The organism is Caballeronia sp. NCF2 (genome assembly GCF_023631205.1).
GTDB classification, from domain to species: domain Bacteria; phylum Pseudomonadota; class Gammaproteobacteria; order Burkholderiales; family Burkholderiaceae; genus Caballeronia; species Caballeronia zhejiangensis.
Map to the genome: position 1 here is coordinate 211,254 of NZ_JALQDN010000062.1, position 26,371 is coordinate 237,624.

A 26,371-nucleotide genomic window follows, 5' to 3' on the forward strand; every position below is an offset into this window, starting at 1 on the left:
ATGCCACCGCTACGCGCAATCCATCTGCTGCAAACGAAGGAAGGCTCCCGTCTGCATGGCGCCGGGCTCGACCGGTGGCGCCGCTGGGGCCCGTATCTGAGCGAGCGTCAATGGGGCACCGTTCGCGAGGATTACAGCGAATACGGCACGGCGTGGGACTACTTTCCGCACGACCATGCGCGCAGCCGCATGTATCGATGGGGGGAGGACGGTATCGCGGGATTCGGCAACGACCCGCTCGACTGGTGCGTGTCGCTCGCGTTGTGGAACGGCCGCGATCCGATCATCAAGGAGCGGCTTTTCGGTCTCACGAACGAGCAAGGCAATCACGGCGAAGACGTAAAGGAACTGTACTTCTATCTCGACGGCACGCCGACGCATTCGTACATGAAGATGCTGTACAAGTATCCGCACGATGCGTATCCGTATCAGCAACTCATCGACGAGAACAAACGGCGCGGTCCCGATCAGCCCGAATACGAACTGCCCGACACGGGCGTATTCGATTGCGACCGTTACTTCGATGTCTATGTCGAATACGCGAAGCACGCGCCCGATGACATCGTGATGCGCGTGACCGTCGAGAATCGCGCGGACGAAGCCGCGACGCTTCATCTCTTGCCGCAATTCTGGGCGCGCAACCGGTGGGCGTGGTCGAGCAAATGGGGCAAGCCGTCGCTGAAGCTCGAACACGATGCGCGCGAAGGTGCCCGCGTCATCGCGCACAATCCGTCGCATGGCGAGATGGATGTCACGGCTTCTGCGCAGGCGCCGGTCGAATGGATTTTCTGCGAGAACGAGACGAACGTTCGTCGCATATACGGCATCGAAGGCGCGGGGCCGTTCAAGGATGGCTTCAACGACTATCTCGTCGAAGGCGACGAACAGGCGATACGCCGCGATCGCGGCACGCGTTGCGCCGCGCATGTGCATCTGCAACTCTCACCGCATGAAAGTTCCGTGATGTACTTGCGCTGGCGCCCGGCATCGGTTTCGAACGATCCGCCGCTCGACCTGGCCCAGCTTTTCGCGCGTCGCGAAGCGGAAGCCGACGAGTTCTATGCGACGCTGCAACACGATATCGACGATGCCGACGCGCGTCTCGTGCAACGCCAGGCGCTCGCCGGCATGCTATGGACGAAGCAGTATTATCAGTTCGACGTCACGCGCTGGCACGACGGCGATCCGGGCCAGCCCACGCCGCCGAAAGAACGGCGGCATGGCCGCAATGCTGACTGGCGGCACATGTGCAACGGCGACATCGTATCGATGCCGGACAAGTGGGAGTATCCGTGGTACGCATCGTGGGACCTTGCGTTCCATGCGGTCGCGTTCGCGACGATCGATCCCGACTTCGCGAAGAAGCAATTGCTGTTGCTCGTGAAAGAACGCTACATGCATCCGAACGGGCAATTGCCCGCTTATGAATGGGCATTCGGCGATGCGAACCCACCCGTTCACGCATGGGCGACATGGCGCGTGTTCGAGCTCGATCGCGAGATGACCGGCATCGGCGATCACGCGTTCCTCGAGGTCATGTTCCACAAGCTGCTGCTCAACTTCGCGTGGTGGGTCAACCGCAAGGACGCCGACGACCGCAATATCTTTCAGGGCGGATTTCTCGGCCTCGACAACATCGGCATCTTCGATCGCTCGCAGCCGCTGCCGACCGGCGGACGTATCGATCAGGCCGACGGCACCGCATGGATGGCATCCTACGCGCTCGACCTCATGCAGATCGGCCTCGAACTCGCGATGACGAACGAATCATATGTCGAGATCGCGGTGAAGTTCTTCGAGCACTTCCTGTATATCGCGGAAGCCGTGAGCTGCGGCGAAGTCTGCAATACCGGCCTATGGGACGGCAGCGACGAATTCTTCTACGACGTACTGCATCTGCCGAACGGCGCGCGCGTGCCCATGCGCATTCGATCGATCGTCGGACTGATTCCGCTCTTCGCCGTTCATGTGCTCGAGGAAAGCGTGTACGGCGACTTGCCCGGACTGCGTGAACGCCTCGTATGGTTTCTCGATCATCGGCCGAACCTTGCGAAGCTCGTATCGCGCTGGACCGAGCCTGGCAAAGGCAACACGACTTTGCTTTCGCTCTTGCGCGGACATCGCATGAAAGCGCTGTTGCGCCGCACGCTCGATCAAGCGGAGTTCCTGTCGGACTATGGCGTACGCGCGTTATCCCGCGTGCATTGCGACAAGCCTTATGTGTTCGATCATGATGGCGTGAACGTCTGCATCCGGTACTTGCCCGCGGAATCGGATTCGCGCGTATTCGGCGGCAATTCGAACTGGCGCGGGCCGATCTGGATGCCGGTCAATTACTTGTTGATCGAATCGCTCTACGAGTTTCATCGCTACTACGGCGATGATTTTCGCGTCGAGCATCCGACGGGATCGGGCAAGTTTCATTCGCTGAACGAAATCGCCGACGATCTCTCACGGCGCATCAGCATGCTCTTTTTGAAAGACGAAGAAGGCAAGCGTCCTGTGATGGCCGCGTATCCGATGCTGCAAGCCGATCCGCGCTCGCAGGATCTCATTCTCTTTCACGAGTACTTTCATGGCGACAACGGGCGCGGTGTCGGTGCGTCGCATCAGACTGGATGGAGCGGGCTCGTTGCGCTGCTGCTGCAACCGCGTCTGATGAAGTTATCGCACGTGGGGCCGGAAGCGCCCGTCATGGCCGTGCGTCTGCATGAAGAAGCGAGCGCCGAGATGGGACGCTAGCGTCATGAAGCAATCGACTTCGAATGCGTAGGTGCCGAAACAGAAGCCGCCTGTCCGTCGCTTTCGACGACACATTTTTCTCGTGCGCGGGGTACCGCCGGAACGTTTGTACCATGCGGATGCGGACGATGAAAACATTCTCGTGGATCTGATTTTCGCGCTGGAATTCTGGCGCTCGCCTATACTTGAATCGTCGGTTCGCGTGTTTCTTTCATGTCCCCAGAGAACCGGAGGACGTCATCATGTTCAACCATCTGCTGGTTCCCACTGACGGGTCCGCGCTCTCCGAAGCGGCTGTCCGCATGGCGGTCTCGCTCGCCAAAGAGAACAGTGCGCGCATCACCGGTCTTTATATGGTGCGGCCATTTCATATGACCGTTTATAGCGCCGAGATGGTCGGCGCGAGTCAGGATGAGGCGCACGCCGCGGATCAGGCCCGCGCGCGGCAATATCTCGAGAATCTGCGAAGTATCGCCGCGCAGGCCGGCGTCGCTTGCGATACGGAAGCGCCGACGGGAGCGCATCCGTATGAGGCGATTCTCGATACGGCGAAAGCGCGGCACTGCGATCTCATCGTGATGGCGTCGCATGGGCACGGCGGAATTCGCGGGCTATTGCTCGGGAGTGAAACGCAGAAAGTGCTTACACATAGTCATTTGCCGATTCTGGTGGTGAGGCCGCCGGAGTGATGCGTCCGCCGTCCTACCGCTCCAGATTCCCGAAACAGACATACTTCGCTTCGAGATACTCCTCGACTCCCGAGGATGCCCCTTCGCGCCCCATGCCCGATTCCTTGATCCCGCCGAAGGGCGCAACTTCGTTGAACACGAGGCTGTCATTCACGCCGACGACGCCGCATTCGAGCGCTTCCATGACGCGGAATGCGCGGCTGATATCGGCGGTATAGAAGTACGCCGCGAGCCCCGTGCGCGTATCGTTCGCGAGCGTGACGACGTCGTCCTCGTCCCTGAACGGCAGCACGCTGGCAATCGGGCCGAGCACTTCGTCGCCGCATACGCTCATCGACGGATCGACGTTCGTCAGCACCGTCGGCCTGAAGAAGTTCGATCCCGGCGCGACGCGTGAGCCGCCCGCTGCGATCTTCGCGCCGAGCCTGACCGCTTCGTCGACGAGACTTTCGATGCGCGTCACCGCCGCATCGCCGATAAGCGGGCCGATCTGCGCGCCCTCGTCCAGCCCGTCGCTCACTTTCAGCAACGCGACCTTGGACACGAGCTTGGCGACGAAAGTCTCGTACACGTCCTCATGCACGAAGAAGCGGTTCGCGCACATCGCCGCCTGGCCCGAATGACGAAACCGCGCATCGAGCGCGCCCTTCACGGCGAGGTCGATGTCCGCGTCGTCGAACACGATAAACGGACAGTTCGCCCCCAGTTCGAGCGACATCTTCTTCACGGTAGGCGCGCATAAAGTCATCAGCCGCTTGCCTTCCTCGATGGAACCGGTGAACGATACTTTCCTCACGTCGGGGCTCGCAAGCAGCGTGCTGCGAACCGGTTCGCCCTCGCCCGTCAACACGGAGAGCACGCCGCGCGGCAAGCCCGCGTTCTCGCCGAGCACGCACAGCGCGAGCGCGGAGAATGGCGTCTGCGGATCGGGGTGATGGATGACCGTGCAGCCCGCCGCGAGCGCAGCGCCGACGCGTCGTGCAACCATCGACGAAGGAAAGGTCCATGACGTGATCGCGCCGCACACGCCAATCGGCTGATGCAGCACACGTATGCGTTGATTGCGTCGCGGCGCGGGAATGTTGTCGCCGTAAATGCGGCGCGCTTCCTCGGCGAACCAGTCGAGATAATTCGCGGCCTGCGTGATTTCGGAGCGCGCTTCGTGCAGCGGCTTGCCTTGTTCGCGGCAGAGGATGATGGCGAGATCGTCGCGATGATGTTCGACGAGGCGCGCCCACTCTCTCAGCACCGACGCGCGCTCGCGACTGCTCCAGCTGCGCCAGTCCTGCAGCGCCGCGTGCGCGCACTGGATGGCCTCCGTCACCTGCTCGTCCGTGACCTGCGGCACCGAGCCGATGATTTCTTTAGTGGATGGATTGATGACAGACACGCGCGGCAGCGAAGTATTGTCGATCCACGCGCCGCCGATATACGCCGATTGTTCGAAAAGACTGGGGCACTGCAGTTCCATGGCTCGCTCCAATGCGTTGGCGCTTCGTGCAATCAGGTGCATCGAGCTTAACGCATTTTCCACTCGCCATTCGGACGCGCGCGGCATCCCGGGTATACGAATACTGCGCGCGCCGCTCACTCAACATCACATCAATGGCTCGCGCCCTCCACCGCGCCGATGCCCGTTTCGGAGCGCACGGTCTGCGCTTCGAAGCCTGCTTTATCGACACGCGCACGCGCCGATTGATCGGTTACGGAGAAGAGCCAGATGCCGATGAAACCGATCGCCATCGAGAACAGCGCAGGCGATGCATACGGGAACGGCGCATCCGCGTAGTGGAACACATCGACCCATACGGCTTTGGACAGGACCGTCATCACGACCGCCGAAAGCAGGCCGAGAAAGCCGCCGATTGCCGCGCCGCGCGTCGTGCAGCCGCGCCACAGGACCGACATGAAGAGCACCGGAAAGTTGGCGGACGCCGCGACCGCGAACGCGAGCGACACCATGAACGCGATGTTCTGCTTCTCGAACACGATGCCGAGCACGACCGCGACGATGCCGAGCACGATCGTCGTGATGCGCGACACCTTCAGTTCGCTCTTGCTGGACGCCTTGCCCTTCTTGAACACGGTCGCATAGAGATCGTGCGACACCGCCGATGCACCCGCGAGCGTCAGGCCCGCCACCACTGCGAGGATAGTTGCAAACGCAACTGCCGAGATGAAGCCGAGGAACACGTTGCCGCCGACCGCGCTCGCGAGATGCACCGCCGCCATGTTCGTGCCGCCGAGCAGCTTGCCGCCCGCATCCTTGAACATCGGATTGGTGCTCACCAGCACGATCGCGCCGAAGCCGATGATGAACGTGAGTATGTAGAAGTAGCCGATCCACGTCGTCGCCCAGAACACCGACTTGCGCGCTTCCTTCGCGTTGGGCACGGTGAAGAAACGCATCAGGATATGCGGCAGACCGGCCGTACCGAACATGAGCGCGATGCCGAACGAGATCGCCGAAATCGGATCCTTGATGAAGTTGCCCGGACCCATGATCGACGCCTTCTTCTCGTGCACGTCGACGGCCTTCGCGAAGAGCGCCTCGGGGCTGAAGTGGAATTGCCACAGCACCATGAACGCCATGAACGATGCACCCGCAAGCAGCAAACACGCCTTGATGATCTGCACCCACGTCGTCGCGGTCATGCCGCCGAAGAGCACGTACACCATCATCAGCGCGCCGACGATCACGACCGCGATCCAGTATTCGAGCCCGAACAGCAGCTTGATGAGCTGTCCCGCGCCGACCATCTGCGCGATCAGATAGAACGCGACGACCACGAGCGTGCCCGATGCAGCGAACGCGCGAATCGGCGTCTGCTTGAAGCGATACGCGGCGACATCGGCGAATGTGAAGCGGCCGAGATTGCGCAGACGCTCCGCCATCAGGAACGTGATGATCGGCCAGCCGACGAGAAAGCCGATCGAATAGATCAGCCCGTCATAGCCATTGCTATAAACCGCCGCCGAAATGCCGAGAAACGACGCCGCCGACATGAAGTCGCCCGCGATCGCAAGACCGTTCTGAAAGCCCGTGATGCCGCCGCCCGCCGTGTAGAACTCGGCCGCGGAACGCGTCTTCTTCGCGGCCCATTTGGTGATGAAGAGCGTCGCGATCACGAACGCGATGAACATGCAGATCGCGGTCCAGTTGGTCGCCTGCTTGACCGCCTGACCGAGATCGCCGCCTGCTGCAAATGAACTCGCGGACGCCGCGAAAAGCGCGCCCGCCGTGACGATGCGTTGCGGCTTCATGCGGCCTCCCGCTTGATCTTGTCGGTGAGTTCGTCGTACGTGCTGTTGGCGTGGTGCACATACAGCCCCGTGATGACGACCGTGAACACGATCACGAACAGGCCGATCGGCATGCCCCATGTCATGACGCCCGCGCCCATCTTCGCGGCGAGCAGATCCTTGTTGAATGCGATGAGCAGCACATAGCCGTAATAGACGACCAGCACGAGTGCCGTCAGCGTCCAGCCGAGCTTCGAGCGCTTTCGCACCAGTTCGCCGTAAGCGGCGCTCGACTTTATTTTCTCTACGATCTTCAGATCCATTTCCGTCGTCTCCTGCATGAATGCCTCGTTTACGATGCGCTGGAGACTAAGGTAAAAGCGTCCGCTTACCCGTTTCTTACGTGAAGCGTTTTCTTTCGACGGGGTTTACGCGAAGCATCGTCCATTGCTATGCACCCGATAGGCGATCCATCGTTCGCCCGGGCAGCGTCGTCGCGCTGTCGTCTTTGAGGCTCACGCCCGTCAGCTTGCGCGTGCGCGCTTCGTTCAGCAGCCACGCGAGCTTGAACGCGGCCGCGTCGTAAGCAAGTCCTTCAGGACGCACGTTCGATATGCAGTTGCGCTCCGCATCGCTGCGGCCCTGCACGGGATCGTAAGTCACATACACGCCGAGGCTCGCGGGCGAACTGAGCCCCGGCCTCTCACCGATCAGCACCGCGACGATGCGCGCCCTCAATATCGCGCCGATGCAATCGCCGAGCGCGACGCGCGCCTGAGTCGCGACGACGACCGGACCGATGCGCCATCCGTCGAGCCGCGCGATCGTTCTTTCGATGAGCGGTATCGCGTGCGTCGCCGCTGCTTTCGACGACAGTCCATCGGCGATGACGAACACGACATCCGCGTCCGTCGCGTGGGTCGCGAGACGCGCGGCGCTGTCGTCGCTCAGCATGCGGCCAAGATCCGGACGACGGAGATAAACATCGCGTGCCGAAGCGGCGCTGCATACCGAAGCACATGCGAATCGCTTCGAAGCCAGTTCTCCCAGCAACGACGAGACATCGAGCGGCCGATGCACCGCATCGCGCGCCTGCGCATGCGCGAGATTGAACGCGAGCAGCGGCGCGGTCGGCACGCTGTTGCCCGCGCGTCCCAGCGCGATGCGCGCATCGGTGAAACGGCGCAGCGCTTTCCACGGATTCTGGCTGACGCTCATCACGCCCTCATCCAGTCGTTCAGGGCGGGCCACTCGGCGCGCGTCTGAAGCATGCCGCGCGCATTCGTGATCTGAATCGCGCGCAGCCACGCTTCGAACTCCGGCGCGCGTTTCAGACCGAGCACGTCGCGCACATACAGCGCGTCATGAAACGACGTGCTCTGATAGTTCAGCATGACATCGTCTGCGCCGGGCACGCCCATGATGAAGTTCACGTTGGCCGCGCCGAGCAGCGTAAGCAGATTGTCCATGTCGTCCTGATCGGCTTCGGCGTGATTCGTGTAGCAGATGTCGCAACCCATCGGCACGCCGAGCAGCTTCGCGCAGAAATGATCTTCGAGTCCGGCGCGAGTGATCTGCTTGCCGTCGTAGAGGTATTCCGGACCGATGAAGCCGACCACGGTATTCACGAGAAACGGATCGAACTTGCGCGCGACCGCATGGGCGCGCGCTTCGCAAGTCTGCTGATCGACGCCATGATGCGCGTTCGCCGACAACGCGCTGCCCTGTCCCGTCTCGAAGTACATCAGGTTCTCGCCGACCGTCCCGCGCTTCAGCGACAAAGCCGCTTCATACGCTTCCTGCAACAACGCGAGCGAGATGCCGAACGACGCATTCGCCTTTTGCGTGCCCGCGATCGACTGGAACACGAGATCGACCGGTGCGCCGTGTTCGATCGCCGCAAGCGTGTTGGTCACGTGTGTCAGCACGCAGGTTTGCGTCGGCACGTCGTAGCGTTCGCGGAACGCATCCATCATCGCGAGCAATTTGCCGATGGCCTGCGGCGAGTCGGATGCGGGATTGATGCCGATCATCGCGTCGCCGCAGCCGTACATGAGGCCATCGATCATCGAAGCGGCGATGCCTTGCACATCGTCGGTCGGATGATTCGGCTGCAGGCGCACCGACATGTGCCCCGGCAATCCCACGGTATTCCTGAAACGCGTGACGACCGGACGTTTCTTCGCCGCGAGAATGAGATCCTGATTGCGCATCAGCTTCGATACGGCCGCGACCATCTCGGGCGTCAACCCTTGCGATACGGCGACGAGCGCGGCGGTATCGGTCGTATCGGCGAGCAGCCATTCGCGGAACTCGCCGACCGTCAGATGCGACACGACGGCGAACGCCTCCCGCGAATGTTCATCGATGATGAGGCGCGTCACTTCATCGTCCTCATACGGAATCAACGCTTCTTCGATGAACGCGCGCAACGGCACCCTCGACAGCGCCAACTTCGCCGCCGCGCGCTCTTCTTCCGTCGCGGCGGCGATGCCCGCGAGTTCGTCGCCGGAACGTCGCGAACTCGCTTTCGCCAATAGCGTCTTGAGATCGTCGAAACGATACGTCCGAACGCCTACGGTTTCGCTGAAGCTCATACGCCGCTTCCGCCGACCGTCCTCAAACTCTTCCATTGCCCTTGCTCGACCTGAAAGAGCGTGTATGGAGGCTTGATGAGATCGCCATATGGATCGAACGAAATCTTGCCGGTCACGCCGGTGACGTTGACCTTCGCGAGCGCTTCCACGATCTTGCCGCGATCGAGCGAGTTCGCATCGTGAATGGCCTTGATCATCGCGAGCGCGGCATCGTAGGCGAATGGCGCATATAGTTCGACATCCTGATTGAAGCGTGCCTTGTAGCGCTTGCCGAACTCCTGCGCGGAAGGCAGCTTGTCGAGCGCGGGACCGGGCTCGAGGTCCTGCGTGCCGTTGCCCGATGTGCCCGCGATCTGCAGGAACGCGTTGCTCTTCAGTGCGCCCGCGCCGAAGAGCTGCGTCGTCATGCCGAGCGAGCGCATCTGCTTGACGAGCATCGCGCCTTGTTCATCGAGTCCGCCGAAGAAGATCAGATCGACGTTCTGGCTCTTCATCGTCGTGAGAATCGCGCGGAAATCGACGGCCTTGTCGTTCGTGTATTCGCGCGCGACGACCTTGCCGTTGGCTTCCTTCACGCCCTTCTCGAAGGCATCGGCGAGACCTTGCCCGAACGCCGTGCGATCGTCGATGATGCCGATGCGCTTCGGCTTCATCTGCTCGACGACGAAGCGCCCCGCCACCACGCCGCCCACGCCATCGTGGCCCATCGTGCGGAACACGTTCTTGAAGCCCTGTTTCGTGAGTTGCGGATTCGTCGAGCCGGGCGTGATCATCGCGACATTCGCCTGGTGATAGACGGTCGATGCCGGAATGCTGCATCCCGAGTTGTAATGCCCGATCACGCCGACGATGCCGCTATCCACCGCTTTCTGCGCGACCTGAATCGCGACGCGCGGATCGGCCTGATCGTCGTACACCTCCAGTTCGAACTTGACGGGCTTGCCGCCGACGATGGGATGCTTCGCGTTCTCTTCGTCGATCGCGAGTTGCGCGCCGTACTGCAAGTCCTTGCCGACGCGCGCAACCGGCCCGGTCAACGGTCCGACGAACGCGATCTTCACGACCTCGGGATCGGCGGCCCACGACATCGGCATGTACGCGGCAAGCACGCCCGCGGTCACGCCCGAAAGAAAGATACGGCGATTCATGTTCATGCTCCTCAGTGAAAACGCGACGCGCGATAACTCGCGAGATCGAGTGGCGGCGAACGTCGCGCGATGAGATCGGCGACGATGCGTCCGCTCACGCCCGCGAGCGTCAAGCCAAGATGCTGATGCCCGAACGCATACACGACGCGCTCGCTCGCCTTCGATGCGCCGATGACCGGCACGCCGTCCGGCAGCGTCGGACGAAAGCCCAGCCATTCGCGATCGGGCGTGCCGAGCGCGGGCAACGCGCGCTTCGACGATACGGTGACGAGATCGAGCAGCGCGCGATTGCGCTCCTCGATGAAACCCGCGAGTTCGACGGTGCCCGCGACGCGAATGCCATCGCTCATCGGCGTCATGTAGAAGCCGCGCTCCGCCCAGCCGCACGGCCGCGATATGAGGTTCGATGCCGACGCATAACGGATGTGGTAGCCGCGCTCGGTATCGAGCGGCACGCGATCGCCACATTGCTGCGCGAATTCGCGCGAACGCGCGCCCGTCGCGACGACGACATGATCGAAGCGGCGCGCATCGCCCTCGACGCGCAACGCGACGTCCTGCACGCCCGGCTCGATCGCGTCGACCTTCTTGCGTTCGAGTTGCGCGCCACGGGCGGCGAGCCGCTCGTGCAAGGCCTGAAGAAAGCCCGCCGGATCGCTGAAATGCCAGCTATCGCGAAACAGCACGCCGCGCGCGAAAATCGGCGCGAGTTGCGGTTCGAGTTCGCGGATCGCGCCGCTGTCGAGCACATCGAAGCCGACGCCCAGCCTCTCGCGCAATGCCAGCGAATCGCGCGACGCGTCGAACGAAGCCGCGCTCGAATACAGATAAAGGCATTCGCGCGGCTTGACGAAGCGCTTCAAGGCATCGTCGTCGAGCAAGGGTGCATAGCCTTCCTGCGCACGCGACAACAACGCGGCCAGCGCCTGCGCGCTCGCTTCGAAATTCTTTTGTCGCGAGCTCATCAGGAAGCGCGCGAGCCACGGCGCGAGTTGCGGCAGATAACGCCAGCGCAATCTGAACGGACTATCGTTCGAGAAGAGAAAGCGCGGAATATCGCGGAATACGGACGGATTGTTCACCGGCACGCATCCGTATGGCGCGAACGTGCCCGCGTTGCCGAACGACGCGCCCTGCGCCACGCCCGACGGATCGAACAGCGTCACGCTGTGACCGTCGCGCGTAAGCCAGGCCGCGCTCGCCATGCCGATGAACCCCGCGCCGATGATCGCCACGTTCGACATCAGTCCTGCCCCTTCCATGCGAGCCGATTGTCTTGCGACAGGAAGCCCGTCGCCGATTCGCTCTCTTCATGACGATGATGATGCTTCGCGGCGAAGAAGTACGCCGCCGATGCGGCCGCGAGGCTCGCGAGACTCGCCATCAGTTGCGGACGCAGTTCGTGGTCCGCGCCCATGGCCGCAAGCACACCGACGATCGCGATCACGACGGCATACGACAGCCACGGGAAGAGCCACATCTTCAGCGTGAGACGCTCGGGCGCTTCGCGTTGAATGCGTCGGCGAATGCGGATTTGCGCCAGCGCCGTTGCGAGATAGACGAACAGCATCACCGCGCCCGATGCGTTCACGAGAAACAGGAACACGCCCTGCGGCGACACGATCGCGGCGACGATCGCCACATAACCGACGACGCTCGACAGCACCACCGCGAGACGCGGCACCTTGTTCGGCGTGAGCTCGAGCAGCGACTTCGGCGCATCGCCGCGTTCGGCGAGACGGAACAGAATGCGCGACGACACGTACAGGCCCGAGTTCAGCGCGGACAGCACGGCGACGAGCACGATCGCGTTCATGATGTCGGCGGCGTAGGGAATGCGCATCGTCTCCAGCGCGGCGACGAACGGCGAGTGGCCCGTCACGATGCTGCCCCACGGCACGATGCACGCAATCAGGAACAGCGAGCCGACATAGAACGTGATGACGCGCAGGATGACCGAGCGCGTCATCGCGGCGACGCTTTTCGCGGGATCGTCGGATTCGGCCGCGGCGATGGTCGCGATTTCCGCGCCGCCGACCGCGAAGATGACGGTCGGCACGGCGGCGAACACGGACATCGCGCCGAACGGCAGGAAGCCGCGATTGCCGGTGAGATGCGCCACGGCGCTGCCCGCGTGCCCGAAGCCGAGCAGATAGCCCGCGCCGATGGCGAGGAACACGATGATCGCCGCGACCTTGATCGACGCGAACCAGAACTCGAATTCGCCGTACGACTTGACCGAAAGCAGATTGATGACGGTCATCACGGACAGCAGCACGAGGCCGATGACCCAAACCGGCGCGGGTATCCAGCGCTGCAATATCGCCGCGCCGGCGACCGCTTCGACCGCGACGACGATCACCCAGAAATACCAGTACAGCCAGCCGCTCGTGAAGCCGGCCCAGTTGCCGAGGCCGATGCGCGCATATTCGGTGAACGAGCCGACGCCGGGCACGGCAAGCGCCATTTCGCCGAGCATGCGCATGACCATCAGCACCACGATGCCGGCGACGAGATACGACACGCACGCCGCCGGACCGACGGTCGCGAGCGTCGCGCTGCTGCCGACGAACAGCCCCGCGCCGATGATGCCGCCGAGCGCGATCATCGTGACGTGCCGCTGACGCAGCGCGGAGCCTAGCTTGGGTTGCGAGGTTTCAGGCAAGGACATCGGGGAATCTCCTGCGGACAAAGATCGGATGAATCGGGAAGCGCGGGATGAGACACGCACCAGACAAACTCTGATCCTAGAATCACACAATATTTTTTTGTGTGCAATTAAAAGCGTGGTTGTGTGGTCCCGGGATTTTCCCTGAGTGAAGGATGGAGCGGCACTTGCAGAGGCGTTTCAGCTCTCATACAGACATTGCGTCGGTGATGCGCTGAGTTAGAATCGGCAGACTTCCGCACAAATCGCGGACAAAGCAATGTTTGTATGGAGACACAGATTCATGGCTTCCGACAAGGATCAGACGCTGAGCGCAAACGGCGAAGCCGACGGCACGACGAAGCGATCGACCTATATCGAGGTGTCGAGCTCCATCGAGAAGGAAATCCGCAGCGGCATGTATCCGCCGGGCAGCCGTCTGCCGCCGCAGCGGCAACTGGCGAGCGAACTGGGCATCAACGTGTCGACGGTGTCGCGCGCGTACAAGGAGTTGCAGCTGCGCGGCCTCGTGATCGGCAGCAAGCGGCGCGGCTCGCTCGTCACGGGAGGCGCGATGCCGAGCGTCGAGATGCCGCCCGCGAGCACGGGCAGCTCGGTCATCGATCTTACGGTGAACCGGCCCGCGACCGGCGAATTCCTCGCGTGCCTCGCGCGCACAATGGGCGAACTGCCGCGCGATCCGCGCTTTGCGCAATTGCAGGAATATCAGCCGCCGCAGGGGCCGTCATGGGCGCGCGCGGCCGGTGCGCGCTGGATGAGCGCGCCGGGTTTCGCGCCGACGCCGGATCAGGTCGTCGTGACGAGCGGCGCGCAGCACGGGCTGTATGCGGTCCTCAACAGTCTGATCGGCACGGACGGCGTGATTCTCGCGGATCAACTCACGTATTACGGGCTGAAGGCGCTCGCGCCCGTCTTCCAGTTCGAGATCGTGGGCATTCCGAGCGACCGCGACGGCTTGCTGATCGACGAGGTCGAGCGCGTGTGCAGGCGCGTGCCGGCGAAGGCGATTTTCACGGTGCCGAATCTGCAGAATCCCACGGTCACGACGATGAGCCTGGAACGGCGCATGGCGCTCGTCGATGTCGCGCGGCGGCATGGCGTCGCGATCATCGAGGACGACGTGTACGGGCCGCTCGTCGCGCAGCGTCTGCCGACGCTCGCGAGTCTGTGCCCCGAACTGACGTATCACATCTCGGCGACGTCGAAGATCCTAGCGCCCGGCTTGCGGCTCGGTTATCTGCTGAGCCCGCAGGACAACGCCGCGCTATGCGCGGAGGCCGTGCGTACGACGGCGTGGATGCCCGCGCCGCTGTCGATGCTGATCGCGACCGTCTGGATCGAGGACGGCACCGCGCAGCACATCATGAATGCGCAGCTCGCGGAAATCCGCGCGCGGCATGATCTCGCGCGCGAGTTGCTGCCGCAGGAATTCCTGCAATCGGATCCGGCGTGCATGTTCGTGTGGTTGAAGCTGCCGCTGCCGTGGCGCGCGGACGATTTCGCCGCGAATGCGAAGGCGCGCGGCGTCGTGGTGATGCCCTCGTCGGCGTTCGCGGTCGACCGGTCGGAAATCGAGCATGGGGTGCGCGTGAATCTCGCGTGCGCGGAAAGCCGGGATCAGCTCGTCAGCGGATTGCGGATGCTGGCGGGAACGTTGAGGGACCGGCCGCGGGCGCTGTTCGGGCATTTGTGATTCCGACTCGCCGCCGGAAAGCGCACGGCGGCGGCGTCACGGCGCCCAAGTCAGGATATCGACATTTCGGTTCGGCGTTGCATTTATCGTCACGATGAATCCGACGGCTCGCTAAGCCATCCATACCTTCCCCGCCGATTCAGCACGCCAGTTCAGTAATTGCTGCGCATCCCGATCCACACCATTCAGTCAAAATGCCGATAAACGCTATGGCGTTTTCATCCGAGTTCAGCTATTAGTAGACTCGTCACGCACGTCACGCCACTCGGTGGCGAACCAAGAGCATCTCTCTGGCTATAACTCGACCGTCAAAACCGGAGGCAGCTACGCCACATTACAAGCATCAGGCTCGCGCTCGCTGACGTCGCCCTAAGTCCTGTCCCGCGCGATTTCATCGCATGGCGCAGGCGCACCGGAAATGCGCACGCTTTCCGGGCGCATCCGCCTAAACGCACACCGCGAGCATTGTCGTGGCGAGGCGCTCTGTTGGCGCGTTCGCTCATCAACGATCGGCCATCCCAACGGGGGAGGCGCCCATGGCGTTCGTGTCGGAACACGTACTGGACTGCTGCTCGTTCGCTCCACCTTCGCGCTCCATGCGCGCGCTGCGCGTGGGCGCGATCGCCGCGCTCGCGTCGCTCTCGCTCGCGGCGTGCAAGAAGCCGGCGCCGCCAGCGCAGAAGCCCGCCGTCGATGTCACCGCCGTGACTGTCACGGCGCAATCGACGCCCGTCGACTTCGAATTCACCGCGCAGACGCAAAGCTCGCGCGAGGTCGAAATCCGCGCGCGCGTCGACGGCTTCCTCGAAAAGCGCATGTACACCGAAGGCGCGCTCGTCTCGGCCAATCAGGTCATGTTCCTCATGGACAAACGGCCGTTCGAGGCCGCGCTGCAGACGGCCAAAGGCTCGCTCGCGCAACAGCAGGCGCGGCTGCTCGTCACGCAGCAGAATCTCGCGCGCGTGAAGCCGCTCGCCGCGATGAACGCATTGAGCAAGAAGGATCTCGATGACGCCATCGGCAACGAAAAGAGCGCCGAGGCCGCCGTCATCGCCGCGAAAGGCGAAGTGCAGACCGCCGAACTGAATCTCAGCTACACGACGATCCGCTCGCCGCTCAAGGGCCTGTCCAGTTTCGCGCGCATCCAGGAAGGCAGTTACGTGACGCCGACGCAGGGCGGCCTGCTCACCTACGTCTACCAGCTCGATCCGATGTGGGTGAACTTCAGCATCTCGGAGAACGAACTGCTGGGCTATCGCGAGCAGATCAAGAAAGGCGAACTGCGCTTTCCGCCCGACAACAAGTTCGATGTGACCGTCATCCAGGCCGACGGCTCCGTCTTTCCGCAAACCGGTCGCATCGACTTCACGAATCCGGCGTTCAGCACGGAGACGGGCACGTTCCTCGTGCGCGCGGTGTTCGCGAATCCGCAAGGCACGTTGCGACCGGGACAGTTCGTCAAGGCGCGCGTGGCGGGCGCGGTGCGACCCAACGCGATTCTCGTGCCGCAACGCGCCGTGCTGCAGGGCGCGAAGAGTCACTTCGTGTGGGTGCTCGACGAACAGTCGAAGCCGCATCAGCGCGTCGTCGAAGTCGGCGAATGGCACGGCGACGACTGGTTCATCACGAACGGCCTGAAGGCGGGCGAACGCGTCATCGTCGATGGCGCGATACGCGTCGGCGCGGATACGCAGGTTCGCGTCGTCGCCGCACCGGCCGCGGGCAGCGCGGCGGCATCGGGCGCGCAGGAGGCGTCGCTCGGAGACGCGAAGAACGCAAGCGGCGGGACCGAAAAGTGAAGTGATTTGATCTGACGACAAGCACGTCGCGCGGAAGAGGCCAATGAACATTTCACATTTCTGCATTGACCGTCCGATTTTCGCGTCGGTCATTTCGATCATCATCACGCTGGGCGGCGCGCTGACCATGCTCGCGCTGCCCACCGCGCAGTATCCCGACATCACGCCGCCGCAGATCACGATCTCCGCGACTTATCCGGGCGCGAGCGCGGATGTGGTCGCGAACAACGTCGCCGCGCCGATCGAGCAGCAGGTCAACGGCGCGGACAACATGATCTACATGAGCTCGTCCAGCTCGTCGACGGGCAATCTCACGATCAACGCGTACTTCCAGATCGGCACGAATCCGGAACTCGCACAGGTCGACGTGCAGAACCGCGTGAACCTCGCGCTGCCGCAACTGCCGCAGTCGGTGACGGCGCAGGGCGTGCAGGTGCAGAAGAAGTCGCAGGCGTTCATGATGGTCATCGCCATCTATTCGCCCGACGAGCGCTATGACGCGACGTATATCGCGAACTACGCGAACGTGTACGTCCTCGACGCGTTGAAGCGCATTCCGGGCGCGAACCAGAGCGCGATCTTCGGCACGCCCGATTACGCGATGCGCATCTGGCTCAAGCCCGACCGCATGGCGCAGCTCGGCATCACCGCCGCCGACGTGCAACGCGCCGTCGCCAATCAGAACCAGCAGTTCGCGGTCGGCCGTCTCGGGCAATCGCCGACTGGCGCGCCCGTCGAACAGTCCTTCGCGGTGACGACGACGGGCCGCCTCACCGAGCCTGCCGAGTTCGAGAACATCATCATCCGCGCGCAATCGGGCGGCGCGGCGATCGTGCGTCTGAAAGACGTGGGACGCGCGGAGCTCGGACAAAAAGACTATTCGATCCGCAGCCGCTTTCAGGGCAAATCGGCGACGGTGCTCGCGGTGTATCAGCAGCCTGGCGCGAACGCGCTCGATGTGTCCAAGCAGGTGCGCGCGTCGCTCGCGGAAATGAAGAAGACGTTCCCGCAGGGCATCGACTACGAAATCGCGATGGACACGACGGAGTTCACGCGCGCGTCCATCTCCGATGTGGTGCATACGTTCTTCGAAGCGGTCGTGCTGGTCGTGATCGTCGTGTTCGTGTTCCTGCAAAGCCTGCGCGCGACGCTCATTCCGGTGCTCGCGGTGCCGGTGTCGATTGTCGGCACGTTCATGGGCATGGAAGCGCTCGGCTTCTCCATCAACATGTTGACGCTGTTCGGCATGGTGCTTGCCATCGGCATTGTCGTGGACGATGCGATCGTCGTGATCGAGAACGTCGAGCGCAACATGACGGTGCACAAGCTCGATCCGAAGACCGCCGCGAAGAAGGCGATGGACGAAGTGGCCGGGCCGGTCGTCGCCATCGTGCTCGTGCTGTGCGCGGTGTTCGTGCCGGTGGCGTTCCTCTCCGGCATCACGGGGCAGATGTACAAGCAGTTCGCCATCACGATCGCGATATCGGTGGTGATATCGGGCCTCGTCGCGCTGACCTTGTCGCCCGCCCTCGCCTCCTTGCTGCTCAAGCCGGGACATCACGAGAAAAAGGGCTTTTTCCGCTGGTTCGACAATCAATTCGCGCGCATGACGCGGGGCTACACGCACCTCGTGCGGCTCGTCATCAAGCGTTTCGCGATCGCGCTGCTGCTCTTTGTCGGCATGATCGCGCTCGCCGTCATGATGATGCGCGACATTCCGACGGCGTTCCTGCCGCCCGAGGATCAGGGCTATCTGCTCGGCGCCGTCATCATGCCCGATGCCGCGTCGCTCGACCGCACCGGCGCCGTGTCCGACCGCGTGACCGAATACTTCATGAAACAGCCGGCGGTCGGCAGCATCACGACGGTCGATGGCTTCTCCATTCTCGACAGCCAGAACAAGAACAATTCGTCGACGTTCTTCGTCGGCTTCAAGAGTTTCGAGGATCGCTATACGTCGGCGAATATCCGCACGCAGAACGCGCGCGCCGTGCTCGTCGATGCTTACAAGCATCTCTCGCAGATTCGGGAGGGCATCGTCGTGCCGCTGAATCCGCCGTCGATTCCGGGCCTCGGCACGACGGGCGGCACCGAAATGTGGATTCAGAGCAAGGGCGACGCGACCATCGCGCAGTTCGCCGGAATCGTCGACGATTTCGTCGCGAAGGCGAAAGCGCGGCCGGAACTGACGGGCGTGACGAGCACGTTCAACGCGTCGTCGCAGCAACTGCTCGCCAACGTCGACCGCGACAAGGCCGAAACGCTCGGCGTGCCCGTCGAGGACGTCTACAGCGCGATGCAGACGATGTTCGGCTCGCTGTACGTGTCGCAGTTCAATCGATCGAGCCGCCTGTGGCAGGTGATTCTCCAAGCGGAGCCGCAGTATCGGCTGAAGCCCGACGATCTGACGCAGATTTTCGTGAAGAGCAAGAGCGGCGAGATGGTGCCGCTCAAGTCCGTGGTCAATACGAAGTACGTGACCGGTCCCGATCTCATCACGCGCTTCAACAACTTCCCCGCGGTGAAGATCACGGCGAACGCCGCGCCGGGCTACGCGTCGGGGCAAGTGATCGCGGCGCTGGAAGACATCGCGAAGGACTTGCCGAGCGATTACGGCATCGGCTGGAGCGGCGAGGCTTACGAGGCGAAACAGTCGGGCAGTTCGTCGGCGCTCGTGTTCATATTCGGCCTCATCATGGTCTTCCTGATTCTCGCCGCGCAGTACGAAAAGTGGAGCCTGCCGTTCGGCGTGCTGATGGCGGTGCCGTTCGCGATCTTCGGCGCGCTGCTCGCGATCCTCTTGCGCGGCCTGAACAACGACGTGTACTTCCAGATCGGTTTGACGATGCTCGTCGCACTCGCCGCGAAGAACGCGATTCTCATCTTCGAGTTCGCCGTGCTGAATCGCGAGGCGGGCGCGTCGGTCTACGACGCCGCGATGACCGCCGCCGAAGAGCGCCTGCGCCCGATCGTGATGACTTCACTCGCGTTCATTCTCGGCTGCGTGCCGCTCGCGATCGCGACGGGCGCATCGGCGAACAGCCGGCATTCGATCGGCACGGGCGTGATCGGCGGGATGCTCGGCGCGACGGTCATCGCCGTGTTCTTCATCCCGATGTTCTTCTGGGGACTCGAAACGATGTCCTCCCGCTCGAAGAAGAAGAAAGGCGCCGAAGCGAGCGCGCCGGATGCCAAGCAGACGCACGGCGGAAGCGGCCCGAACGCGTCGCCGTCCGCTCCGGACAAGGGAGACTGACATGCGGCGCGCCAGCCTCGTTCACTCGTTTTCGGGCATCGCCGCGGCGCTGTCGCTGTCCGGCTGCCTGCTCGGCCCGAACTACTCGCGTCAGCCGGTCGAAACCCCGGCGACGTACCGCTTCGCCGCGCCCGAAGTCGCCGACGCCGCGAACTCGGAATGGTGGCGTCAGTTTCAGGATCCGGTTCTCGACGAGCTGATCTCGACGGCGCTCGCGAACAACAAGGACGTCAAGATCGCGGCGGCGCGCGTCGATCAGTTCATGGGCCAGTTCGTCACGACGCGTTCCTTGCTGTTCCCGCAGATATCGGCGGGCGCGACGGCCTCGCGGCAGCGCGCGTCGGCGGCCGGACCGCAACCGCTCAACGGCTTCGGGCCGGTCTACAACGACTTCCAGGCGTCGATCGCCGCGTCGTGGGAGCTCGATCTCTTCGGCCGCACCCGGCGTCTGACCGAAGCCGCGCGTGCGAACCTGCTGTCGAGCGAAGAAGGACGGCGCGCGACGATCCTGTCGCTGGTGGCGTCGGTGGCGTCGTCGTATCTGAATTTGCGCAGTCTCGACAAGCAGCTCGAAATCGCGAAGGCGACGACGCAAAGCCGCGCCGAATCGGTGCATGTGTTCACGCTGCGCTTCGAAGGCGGCGAAGTCTCGCAGATGGAACTCGCGCAAAGCCAGTCCGAATACGAAGCCTCGCTCGCGACGATTCCGCAGCTCGAAACGCAGATCGCGCAGCAGGAAGACGCGCTGTCTATCCTGCTCGGCGCGAATCCCGGGCCGATCGTGCGCGGCCGAACGCTCGGCGAGATGGCGACGCCCGTCATCCCCGCCGGCCTGCCTTCGGACTTGCTGGAGCGCCGGCCCGATCTGCTGCAGGCGGAACAGGATTTGATCGCGGCGAACGCGCTGATCGGCGCGGCGCGCGCGCTCTATTTCCCGCAGATTTCGCTGACGGGCCTGCTCGGCACCGCGAGCGGCCAGTTCTCGTCGCTGTTCACGGGGCCGTCGCGCATCTGGTCGTTCGCGGGACAGGTCACGCAGCCGATCTTCACGGCGGGCAACATCTCGGGTCAGGTGCAGTCCGCCAAAGCGCAGCAGCAGGCGGCGCTGCTCACGTATCAGAAGGCGATCCAGGTCGCGTTCCAGGAAGTCGACGACGCGCTCATCGCCTCGCAGAAACTGCACGAACAGCTCGAAGTGCAGGGCCGCCAGGTCACGGCGCTCGCGACCTACTCGCGCCTTGCGCGGGCGCGCTACGAAGGCGGTTATACGAGTTACATCGAAGTGCTCGACGCCGAGCGCAGCCTCTTCAACGCGCAGTTGTCGGCGACGCAGACGCAGGCCGCCGCGCTCGTGTCGTTCGTCACGCTCTACAAGGTGATGGGCGGCGGCTGGGTCGTCGCAGCCGACAAGATGACGACGCAACAGCAGTCGGCCACGCCTTCCGCCGATTCGCCCAAACCGGGCCAGCCCGCTTCGCAGACGGTGCAATGAACACGGTCACATCGGAGGATCGCGACGCGCGGCCGCTGATCGCGTGTCACGAATGCGATCTGATGCAGCGCGAGTGCGACGTGCCGCCCGGCGGCACGCTGCGCTGCTGCCGCTGCCGCGCCGTGCTGTACCGGCGCCGCGGGCGCGGCTTCGATCGCGCGCTCGCGTACGCGCTCGCCGCCTGCGTGCTGTGGCTGATCTCGAACGCGTTTCCGATCGTCGGTCTCGCGGTGAACGGCGATCTCGTCGAGACGACGCTCTTCGGCGCCGTGCGCGTGCTCTATCGCGACGGCATGTGGCCGCTCGCCGCCCTCATCTTCTTCACGACGATCCTGATGCCCGCCGTGCAGGCGCTCGGCATGGTGTGGCTGCTGCTGCCGCTTTATCTGGAGCGCCGGCCGTGGCGCGCCGACACCGTGTATCGCCTGCTGCGCGTCGCGCGCAACTGGGGCATGACCGAAGTGCTGATGCTCGGCTTGCTCGTCGCGGTCGTGAAGCTCGCGCATATCGCATCGGTGGTGACGGGGCCGGCGCTGTGGTCGCTCGCCGCGCTGATGCTGCTGCTCGTCGCGGCGTCATCGTCGTTCGATGAACGCGCCATGTGGCAGCGCGTCGAAGGCGCGCCGCCCGGCATGCCCGCCGACACGCCGCTCAAAGGGCGCACGGCGGCGGAAAGCGGCATCTGCGTATGTCACGATTGCGGCCTTTCCACGCGCGGCATGCAGCACCGCGGCCATCTGTGCTGTCCGCGCTGCGGCGCGCATTTGCATCTGCGCAAGCCCGCGAGCCTTTCGCGAACCTGGGCGTATCTGATTTCGGCGGCGATCCTGTATATCCCGGCGAACATCCTGCCGGTGATGAACACGAGCTCGCTCTTCGGCGCGCAGAAAGACACGATCATGAGCGGCGTCGCGTATCTGTGGACGTCCGGCTCGCCGCCGCTCGCGGTGCTCGTGTTCATCGCGAGCATCGCCGTGCCGATGCTGAAGATTCTCGCCATCGGTTATCTCGCCACGAGCGCGAATCTGCGCATGACGCAGCAGAGCGCGTTTCGCGCGCGCGTCTACCGTATCGTCGAATTCGTGGGACGCTGGTCGATGCTCGATATCTACGTGATCGCCGTGCTCGTCGCGCTCGTGCAGTTCAGCGCGATGGCGACGATCGAGGCCGGGCCGGCGGCGATCGCGTTCGGCGCGGTCGTCGTGCTGACGATGTTCGCGGCGATGTCGTTCGATCCGCGCCTGATCTGGGATTTCTCGCCGACTCGGGAAGGTACGCGATGAACACGCCCGATGCCGAAGTCGTGCCGAAGAGGCGCTGGCGCATTCCGTGGGTCTGGATCGTGCCGCTGGTCGCCGTGGCGATCGGCATCTGGCTCGCGGCGCAGGCCGTGCTGGAGAAAGGGCCGACCGTCACCATCAGCTTCAAGACCGGCGAAGGCCTCGAAGCCGGCAAGACGAAGATCAAGGTCAAGAACGTCGACATCGGCCTCGTCAAGACGGTCGCGCTGTCGAAGGATTACACGCGCGTGATCGCGACGGCCGAGCTGACGCGCGACGCGACCAACATGCTCGTCGACGACACGCGCTTCTGGGTCGTGCGGCCGCGCGTGGCGGGCGGCTCGGTGTCGGGCATCAGTACGCTGCTGTCGGGCGCGTATATCGGCATGGACATCGGCCGCTCGAAGCAGGACCGGCGCGATTACACTGGCCTCGAAACGCCGCCGATCTTCGCGAGCGACGTGCCGGGGCGGCAGTTCATCCTGAAGGCGACCGATCTCGGCTCGGTCGATGTCGGCACGCCGATTTATTTTCGCCGTCTGCAAGTGGGCCAGGTGACGGCGTTCGAACTCGACAAGGACGGCAGCGGCGTCACGCTGCACGTATTCGTCAACGCGCCCTACGACCGTTACGTGAACGCCGATTCGCGCTTCTGGCAGGCGGGCGGCATCGACGTGACGCTCGGCACCGACGGGCTCAAGGTCAACACGCAGTCGCTCGTGTCGATCCTCATCGGCGGACTCGCGTTCGAGACGCCCGCCGTGTCGCTCAGTTGGGCGGAAGCGCCGCGCGACACCGTGTTCACGCTGCATCCGACACGCGCCGATGCGCTGCGCGTGCGCGAAAGCATCGTCGATAAATATGTCTTCGCGTTCGATGGTTCCGTGCGCGGCCTCGCGGTCGGCGCGCCGGTCGAATTCCGCGGCATTCAGATCGGCGAGGTGTCGGCGATTTATACGCGCTTCGATCCGGTGACGAAGCGCATCAGCATACCGGTCGAGGTGAATCTGTATCCGGAGCGTTTCACGTCGCGCTTCGCCAACGTGCCGAAGGGCGGCCGCCTCACGAACGACCGCAAGGAACTCGCGGACGTGCTCGTCGCGCGCGGCATGCGCGGGCAGTTGCGCACCGGGAGCCTGCTGACGGGCCAGTTATATGTGTCGATCGACTTCTTCCCGGCTGCGAAGAAAGCGAGCATCGACTGGAGCCGCACGCCGCCCGAAATGCCGACGACGCCAAGCGGCCTCGACTCGTTGCAGGATTCGGTCAACCGCATCATGACGCGCATCGACAAGCTGCCGATCGAGGAGCTGACCGCGAGCGCGCGGCAGACGCTCGACAGCACTACTCGGCTGATGCAGGGCCTCAACACGGAAGTCGTGCCGCAGGCCGCGACGACGCTCGCCGCGGCGCGCGCCGCGCTCGATGCCGCGCATTCCACGCTGATGCCGGATTCCGGGCTGCAGCAGGACACGGCCGAAGCGATCCGCGAACTGACGCGCACGGCGGTCTCGTTCCGCAGTCTCGCGGATTATCTGCAGCAGCATCCGGAAGCGTTGCTGCGCGGCAAGCCGGAGGACAAGAAGTGATGCGGCCCGTACTCGTCTCTCTCGTTCTTTCGATGGCGATGCTCGCCGGATGCGCCTCGCCGAGCGCGAGCTTTTATCGCTTGAGCGCCGATCCGTCGCTGACCGCGGCGACCGCGCGTGTCGCATCGAGGCCGGTGATCGTCGGACCGGTGACGGTGCCCGATCTCGTCGACCGGCCGCAGATCGTCACGCGCAGCACCGACAACGAAGTCACGTTGAACGAATACGCGCGCTGGGGCGAGCCGCTCAAGAGCAGCATCGCGGATGCCATCGCGGGCGATCTCGCGCTGCTGCTCGCATCGGATCAGGTCGCGCCTGCATCGCGCGCGATCGCGGATGCGAACGCGTGGCGCGTGCGCGTCGATATCCAGCAGTTCGAATCCGTTCCCGGCGATGCCGTCGCGATCGACGCGCACTGGTCCGTGCGCCGCTTCGGCGACGACAACGCGCTGACCGGCCGTTCGCTCGTGCGCGAGCCGGTCAGCGGAAGCGGCTGGGATGCGCTCGTGGCCGCGCACAGCCGCGCGCTCGCGAGCGTGAGCAGGGATATTGCGGGGGCGATCGGGGGTAGTGTGAAATGATTCCTTGAAGTAATCGCAACCGCCGCTCGCCGCTATTTTCGAGACGCGTCCGGAAAGTCGAGTCTGCCTGCCGCTAGGATCAGCAGTCCTGCTGAAATACGGAGGCGACATGCCGTTTCCCGAATGGGGCTACTCCTGCAATGCGCTTTACGTCCCGTTGACCGGCGGCTGGCATTGCGCGTTGATGCCGGCTCGCGAAGTGCAGGAAGTCGATCGCACTTGGCGTTTGCCGTTCGACGTGCGCAAGCAAAAGAGAAAAGAACAGCAAGAGCAGATCGAGCAAGACCGAAAGGACTTCGACCGCCTGTTCAGAGTACGGATCGACCGGCGCGACGCGCTCTCGCGTCACGACTTTCGCGAGTATGTGGACTTCATCATCCGAACGCTGCGGGTTTCAACCTGGGACAGGCCAGTTGACGGCGCTGGCATTACGCGCGTTCTGCGTCGTGCTGCCCGAGAGCGCCAGCTTATTCCTGTGATTGCGCGCAATTGGCACGGTGGACAGCGCGTTTTCAGGTATTACGCGCCACAGAGCTGGTCGGCTGCGGGCAGCGGAGCGCACGCCATGCGCGAGGTTCTCGGTTGGCGCGAATTCGCGGCCCTCAAACGAGCCAACGGAGAATGGCCGTCGCTGAAAGCCGTCGCAAATCGCGCAAGCCTGAGTGCCGTGCGTGACGTTCCGTCGAGCGCGAGCGATGACGACAGCGGCTTGAACTGGATGAGCGTCATCGAAGCGGCGGACGGTGCAATTGCCGGTATTGCGCGAGGCGCCTCGCGTGCCGACAGCGGCAGCGACTCGATGCTCGAACGCCTCGATGATTCGAACGCCGGCAGATCTTTGCTCGGTGACGCGCCGCCGTTCGACTATCAGCCGGATGCGATGAACGGCGAAAGTTTCGAAGTCGCGGCGCGCGGCGTGAAGATGTCGGGAAATGAACCGGGAGGCTTTCGCCTCAATCCGAATGGCCTCGATACCGACTTCTTCGATGCCAATGGAAATCTGAGCGCGCAGTATCACGAAAGCCACGGCGACGCGCATGGGCATAATTTCCATAACGGATCGCGTGATCCCGCCCATTTGCCGATGTCGCCAATACCCCGGCGCTAGCTTTCTGAAAAGGATGAATATGAATGAAAAAACATTTGGCTGGGAGTTGGCAAAAAATGGCTTTTTGCTTGTCGAAGCCTTGGGGAAATATCCATCGTTCCACGATGCAGCAGTGCAATCGTTCTTCATGCAGCGAACGAGATCGTCGAACACGAATGACAACGGCGAGCCACTGATGCCCGGTTGCGAGCGTGATCTGGTCGACCTTACGCTTGCAATTCTTCATAACCGATACGGTCCGCGCCATGCCGACGGTGCCGACGACTATCGGGTAACGATCAAACTGTTGGAAATAAAAGCCGCAAACATCGACATTAACTCGATGCTCGGAGAGGCGTGGATCAGAGACATCACCTTGAGTGATGAATCGAATGGTCTGGTCAAGTTCGATCTCAACCCCAATATCGGCCTTGACATCGTGCTGACGTGTCGCGAAGTCATCGTCGAATCGATCGAGCCATATCATCGTTGAGCATGGCTTGCGCC

19 protein-coding genes are annotated in these 26,371 nt (G+C 63.3%); 11 read left to right on the top strand and 8 right to left on the bottom strand.

Features of this window, described 5'->3' with window-relative positions; all coding sequences use genetic code 11:
* Positions 1–2,742, top strand: a complete 2,742-nt coding sequence (locus NCS02_RS21885) for an MGH1-like glycoside hydrolase domain-containing protein (protein ID WP_033536231.1) — start codon at positions 1–3, stop codon at positions 2,740–2,742.
* A 242-nt stretch (positions 2,743–2,984) separates the two neighbouring features.
* Positions 2,985–3,431 (top strand): universal stress protein, encoded by a 447-nt coding sequence (locus tag NCS02_RS21890; protein WP_008348456.1) that lies wholly within the window; start codon positions 2,985–2,987, stop codon positions 3,429–3,431.
* A gap of 13 nt (positions 3,432–3,444) precedes the next feature.
* Here NCS02_RS21890 and NCS02_RS21895 read toward each other — a convergent pair whose 3' ends face one another.
* The 8 genes from NCS02_RS21895 to NCS02_RS21930 form a co-directional block, all read right to left on the bottom strand.
* Positions 3,445–4,902 (bottom strand): NAD-dependent succinate-semialdehyde dehydrogenase, encoded by a 1,458-nt coding sequence (locus NCS02_RS21895; protein WP_008348458.1) that lies wholly within the window; start codon positions 4,900–4,902, stop codon positions 3,445–3,447.
* Positions 4,903–5,033: 131 nt separating this feature from the next.
* A complete protein-coding gene (locus NCS02_RS21900; RefSeq protein ID WP_008348460.1) occupies positions 5,034–6,695 on the bottom strand; it encodes a cation acetate symporter in 1,662 nt (553 codons plus the stop codon).
* Positions 6,692–6,997 carry a DUF485 domain-containing protein gene (locus tag NCS02_RS21905; protein ID WP_250523288.1) on the bottom strand — a complete coding sequence of 102 codons (306 nt, stop codon included), beginning with the start codon at positions 6,995–6,997 and terminating at the stop codon, positions 6,692–6,694. The genes NCS02_RS21900 and NCS02_RS21905 overlap by 4 nt, the downstream gene beginning before the upstream one ends.
* Before the next feature lie 127 nt (positions 6,998–7,124).
* Positions 7,125–7,892 carry an ethanolamine ammonia-lyase subunit EutC gene (gene eutC, locus NCS02_RS21910; RefSeq protein ID WP_250503322.1) on the bottom strand — a complete coding sequence of 256 codons (768 nt, stop codon included), beginning with the start codon at positions 7,890–7,892 and terminating at the stop codon, positions 7,125–7,127.
* On the bottom strand, positions 7,892–9,271 hold the full coding sequence (locus NCS02_RS21915; RefSeq protein ID WP_250503323.1) for an ethanolamine ammonia-lyase subunit EutB: 1,380 nt from the start codon (positions 9,269–9,271) through the stop codon (positions 7,892–7,894). The genes eutC and NCS02_RS21915 overlap by 1 nt, the downstream gene beginning before the upstream one ends.
* On the bottom strand, positions 9,268–10,419 hold the full coding sequence (locus NCS02_RS21920; protein WP_250459892.1) for a branched-chain amino acid ABC transporter substrate-binding protein: 1,152 nt from the start codon (positions 10,417–10,419) through the stop codon (positions 9,268–9,270). The genes NCS02_RS21915 and NCS02_RS21920 overlap by 4 nt, the downstream gene beginning before the upstream one ends.
* 11 nt (positions 10,420–10,430) lie before the next feature.
* Complete coding sequence (locus NCS02_RS21925; RefSeq protein WP_250503333.1) at positions 10,431–11,663, bottom strand: NAD(P)/FAD-dependent oxidoreductase; 1,233 nt, start codon at positions 11,661–11,663, stop codon at positions 10,431–10,433.
* Positions 11,663–13,090, bottom strand: coding sequence for an amino acid permease (locus NCS02_RS21930; RefSeq protein WP_008348471.1), 1,428 nt, complete (start codon positions 13,088–13,090; stop codon positions 11,663–11,665). The genes NCS02_RS21925 and NCS02_RS21930 overlap by 1 nt, the downstream gene beginning before the upstream one ends.
* Before the next feature lie 280 nt (positions 13,091–13,370).
* Between NCS02_RS21930 and NCS02_RS21935 the strand changes: the two genes are divergently transcribed.
* The 9 genes from NCS02_RS21935 to NCS02_RS21975 all read left to right on the top strand — a co-directional run bounded on the left by NCS02_RS21935 (position 13,371) and on the right by NCS02_RS21975 (position 26,357).
* Complete coding sequence (locus tag NCS02_RS21935) at positions 13,371–14,780, top strand: aminotransferase-like domain-containing protein (RefSeq protein ID WP_175981168.1); 1,410 nt, start codon at positions 13,371–13,373, stop codon at positions 14,778–14,780.
* A gap of 536 nt (positions 14,781–15,316) precedes the next feature.
* Positions 15,317–16,579 carry an efflux RND transporter periplasmic adaptor subunit gene (locus NCS02_RS21940; RefSeq protein WP_250519979.1) on the top strand — a complete coding sequence of 421 codons (1,263 nt, stop codon included), beginning with the start codon at positions 15,317–15,319 and terminating at the stop codon, positions 16,577–16,579.
* A gap of 43 nt (positions 16,580–16,622) precedes the next feature.
* Positions 16,623–19,835: an efflux RND transporter permease subunit gene (locus tag NCS02_RS21945; RefSeq protein ID WP_008348476.1), complete on the top strand. Its 3,213-nt coding sequence runs from the start codon at positions 16,623–16,625 to the stop codon at positions 19,833–19,835.
* 1 nt (position 19,836) lies between these two features.
* On the top strand, positions 19,837–21,327 hold the full coding sequence (locus NCS02_RS21950; protein ID WP_250503324.1) for an efflux transporter outer membrane subunit: 1,491 nt from the start codon (positions 19,837–19,839) through the stop codon (positions 21,325–21,327).
* Positions 21,324–22,610, top strand: coding sequence for a paraquat-inducible protein A (locus tag NCS02_RS21955; RefSeq protein ID WP_008348479.1), 1,287 nt, complete (start codon positions 21,324–21,326; stop codon positions 22,608–22,610). The genes NCS02_RS21950 and NCS02_RS21955 overlap by 4 nt, the downstream gene beginning before the upstream one ends.
* The gene (locus tag NCS02_RS21960) at positions 22,607–24,196 is read left to right on the top strand and encodes a PqiB family protein (protein ID WP_250523289.1); all 1,590 of its coding nucleotides are present in this window, start codon (positions 22,607–22,609) and stop codon (positions 24,194–24,196) included. Before NCS02_RS21955 ends, NCS02_RS21960 begins: the two co-directional genes overlap by 4 nt.
* On the top strand, positions 24,196–24,777 hold the full coding sequence (locus NCS02_RS21965; RefSeq protein ID WP_250503334.1) for a PqiC family protein: 582 nt from the start codon (positions 24,196–24,198) through the stop codon (positions 24,775–24,777). Before NCS02_RS21960 ends, NCS02_RS21965 begins: the two co-directional genes overlap by 1 nt.
* Before the next feature lie 199 nt (positions 24,778–24,976).
* Entirely contained in the window at positions 24,977–25,885 is a 909-nt protein-coding gene (locus tag NCS02_RS21970) for a hypothetical protein (RefSeq protein ID WP_250519980.1), read from the top strand.
* Positions 25,886–25,904: 19 nt separating this feature from the next.
* Entirely contained in the window at positions 25,905–26,357 is a 453-nt protein-coding gene (locus tag NCS02_RS21975; protein ID WP_250436771.1) for an Imm50 family immunity protein, read from the top strand.
* Positions 26,358–26,371: the final 14 nt, after the last annotated feature.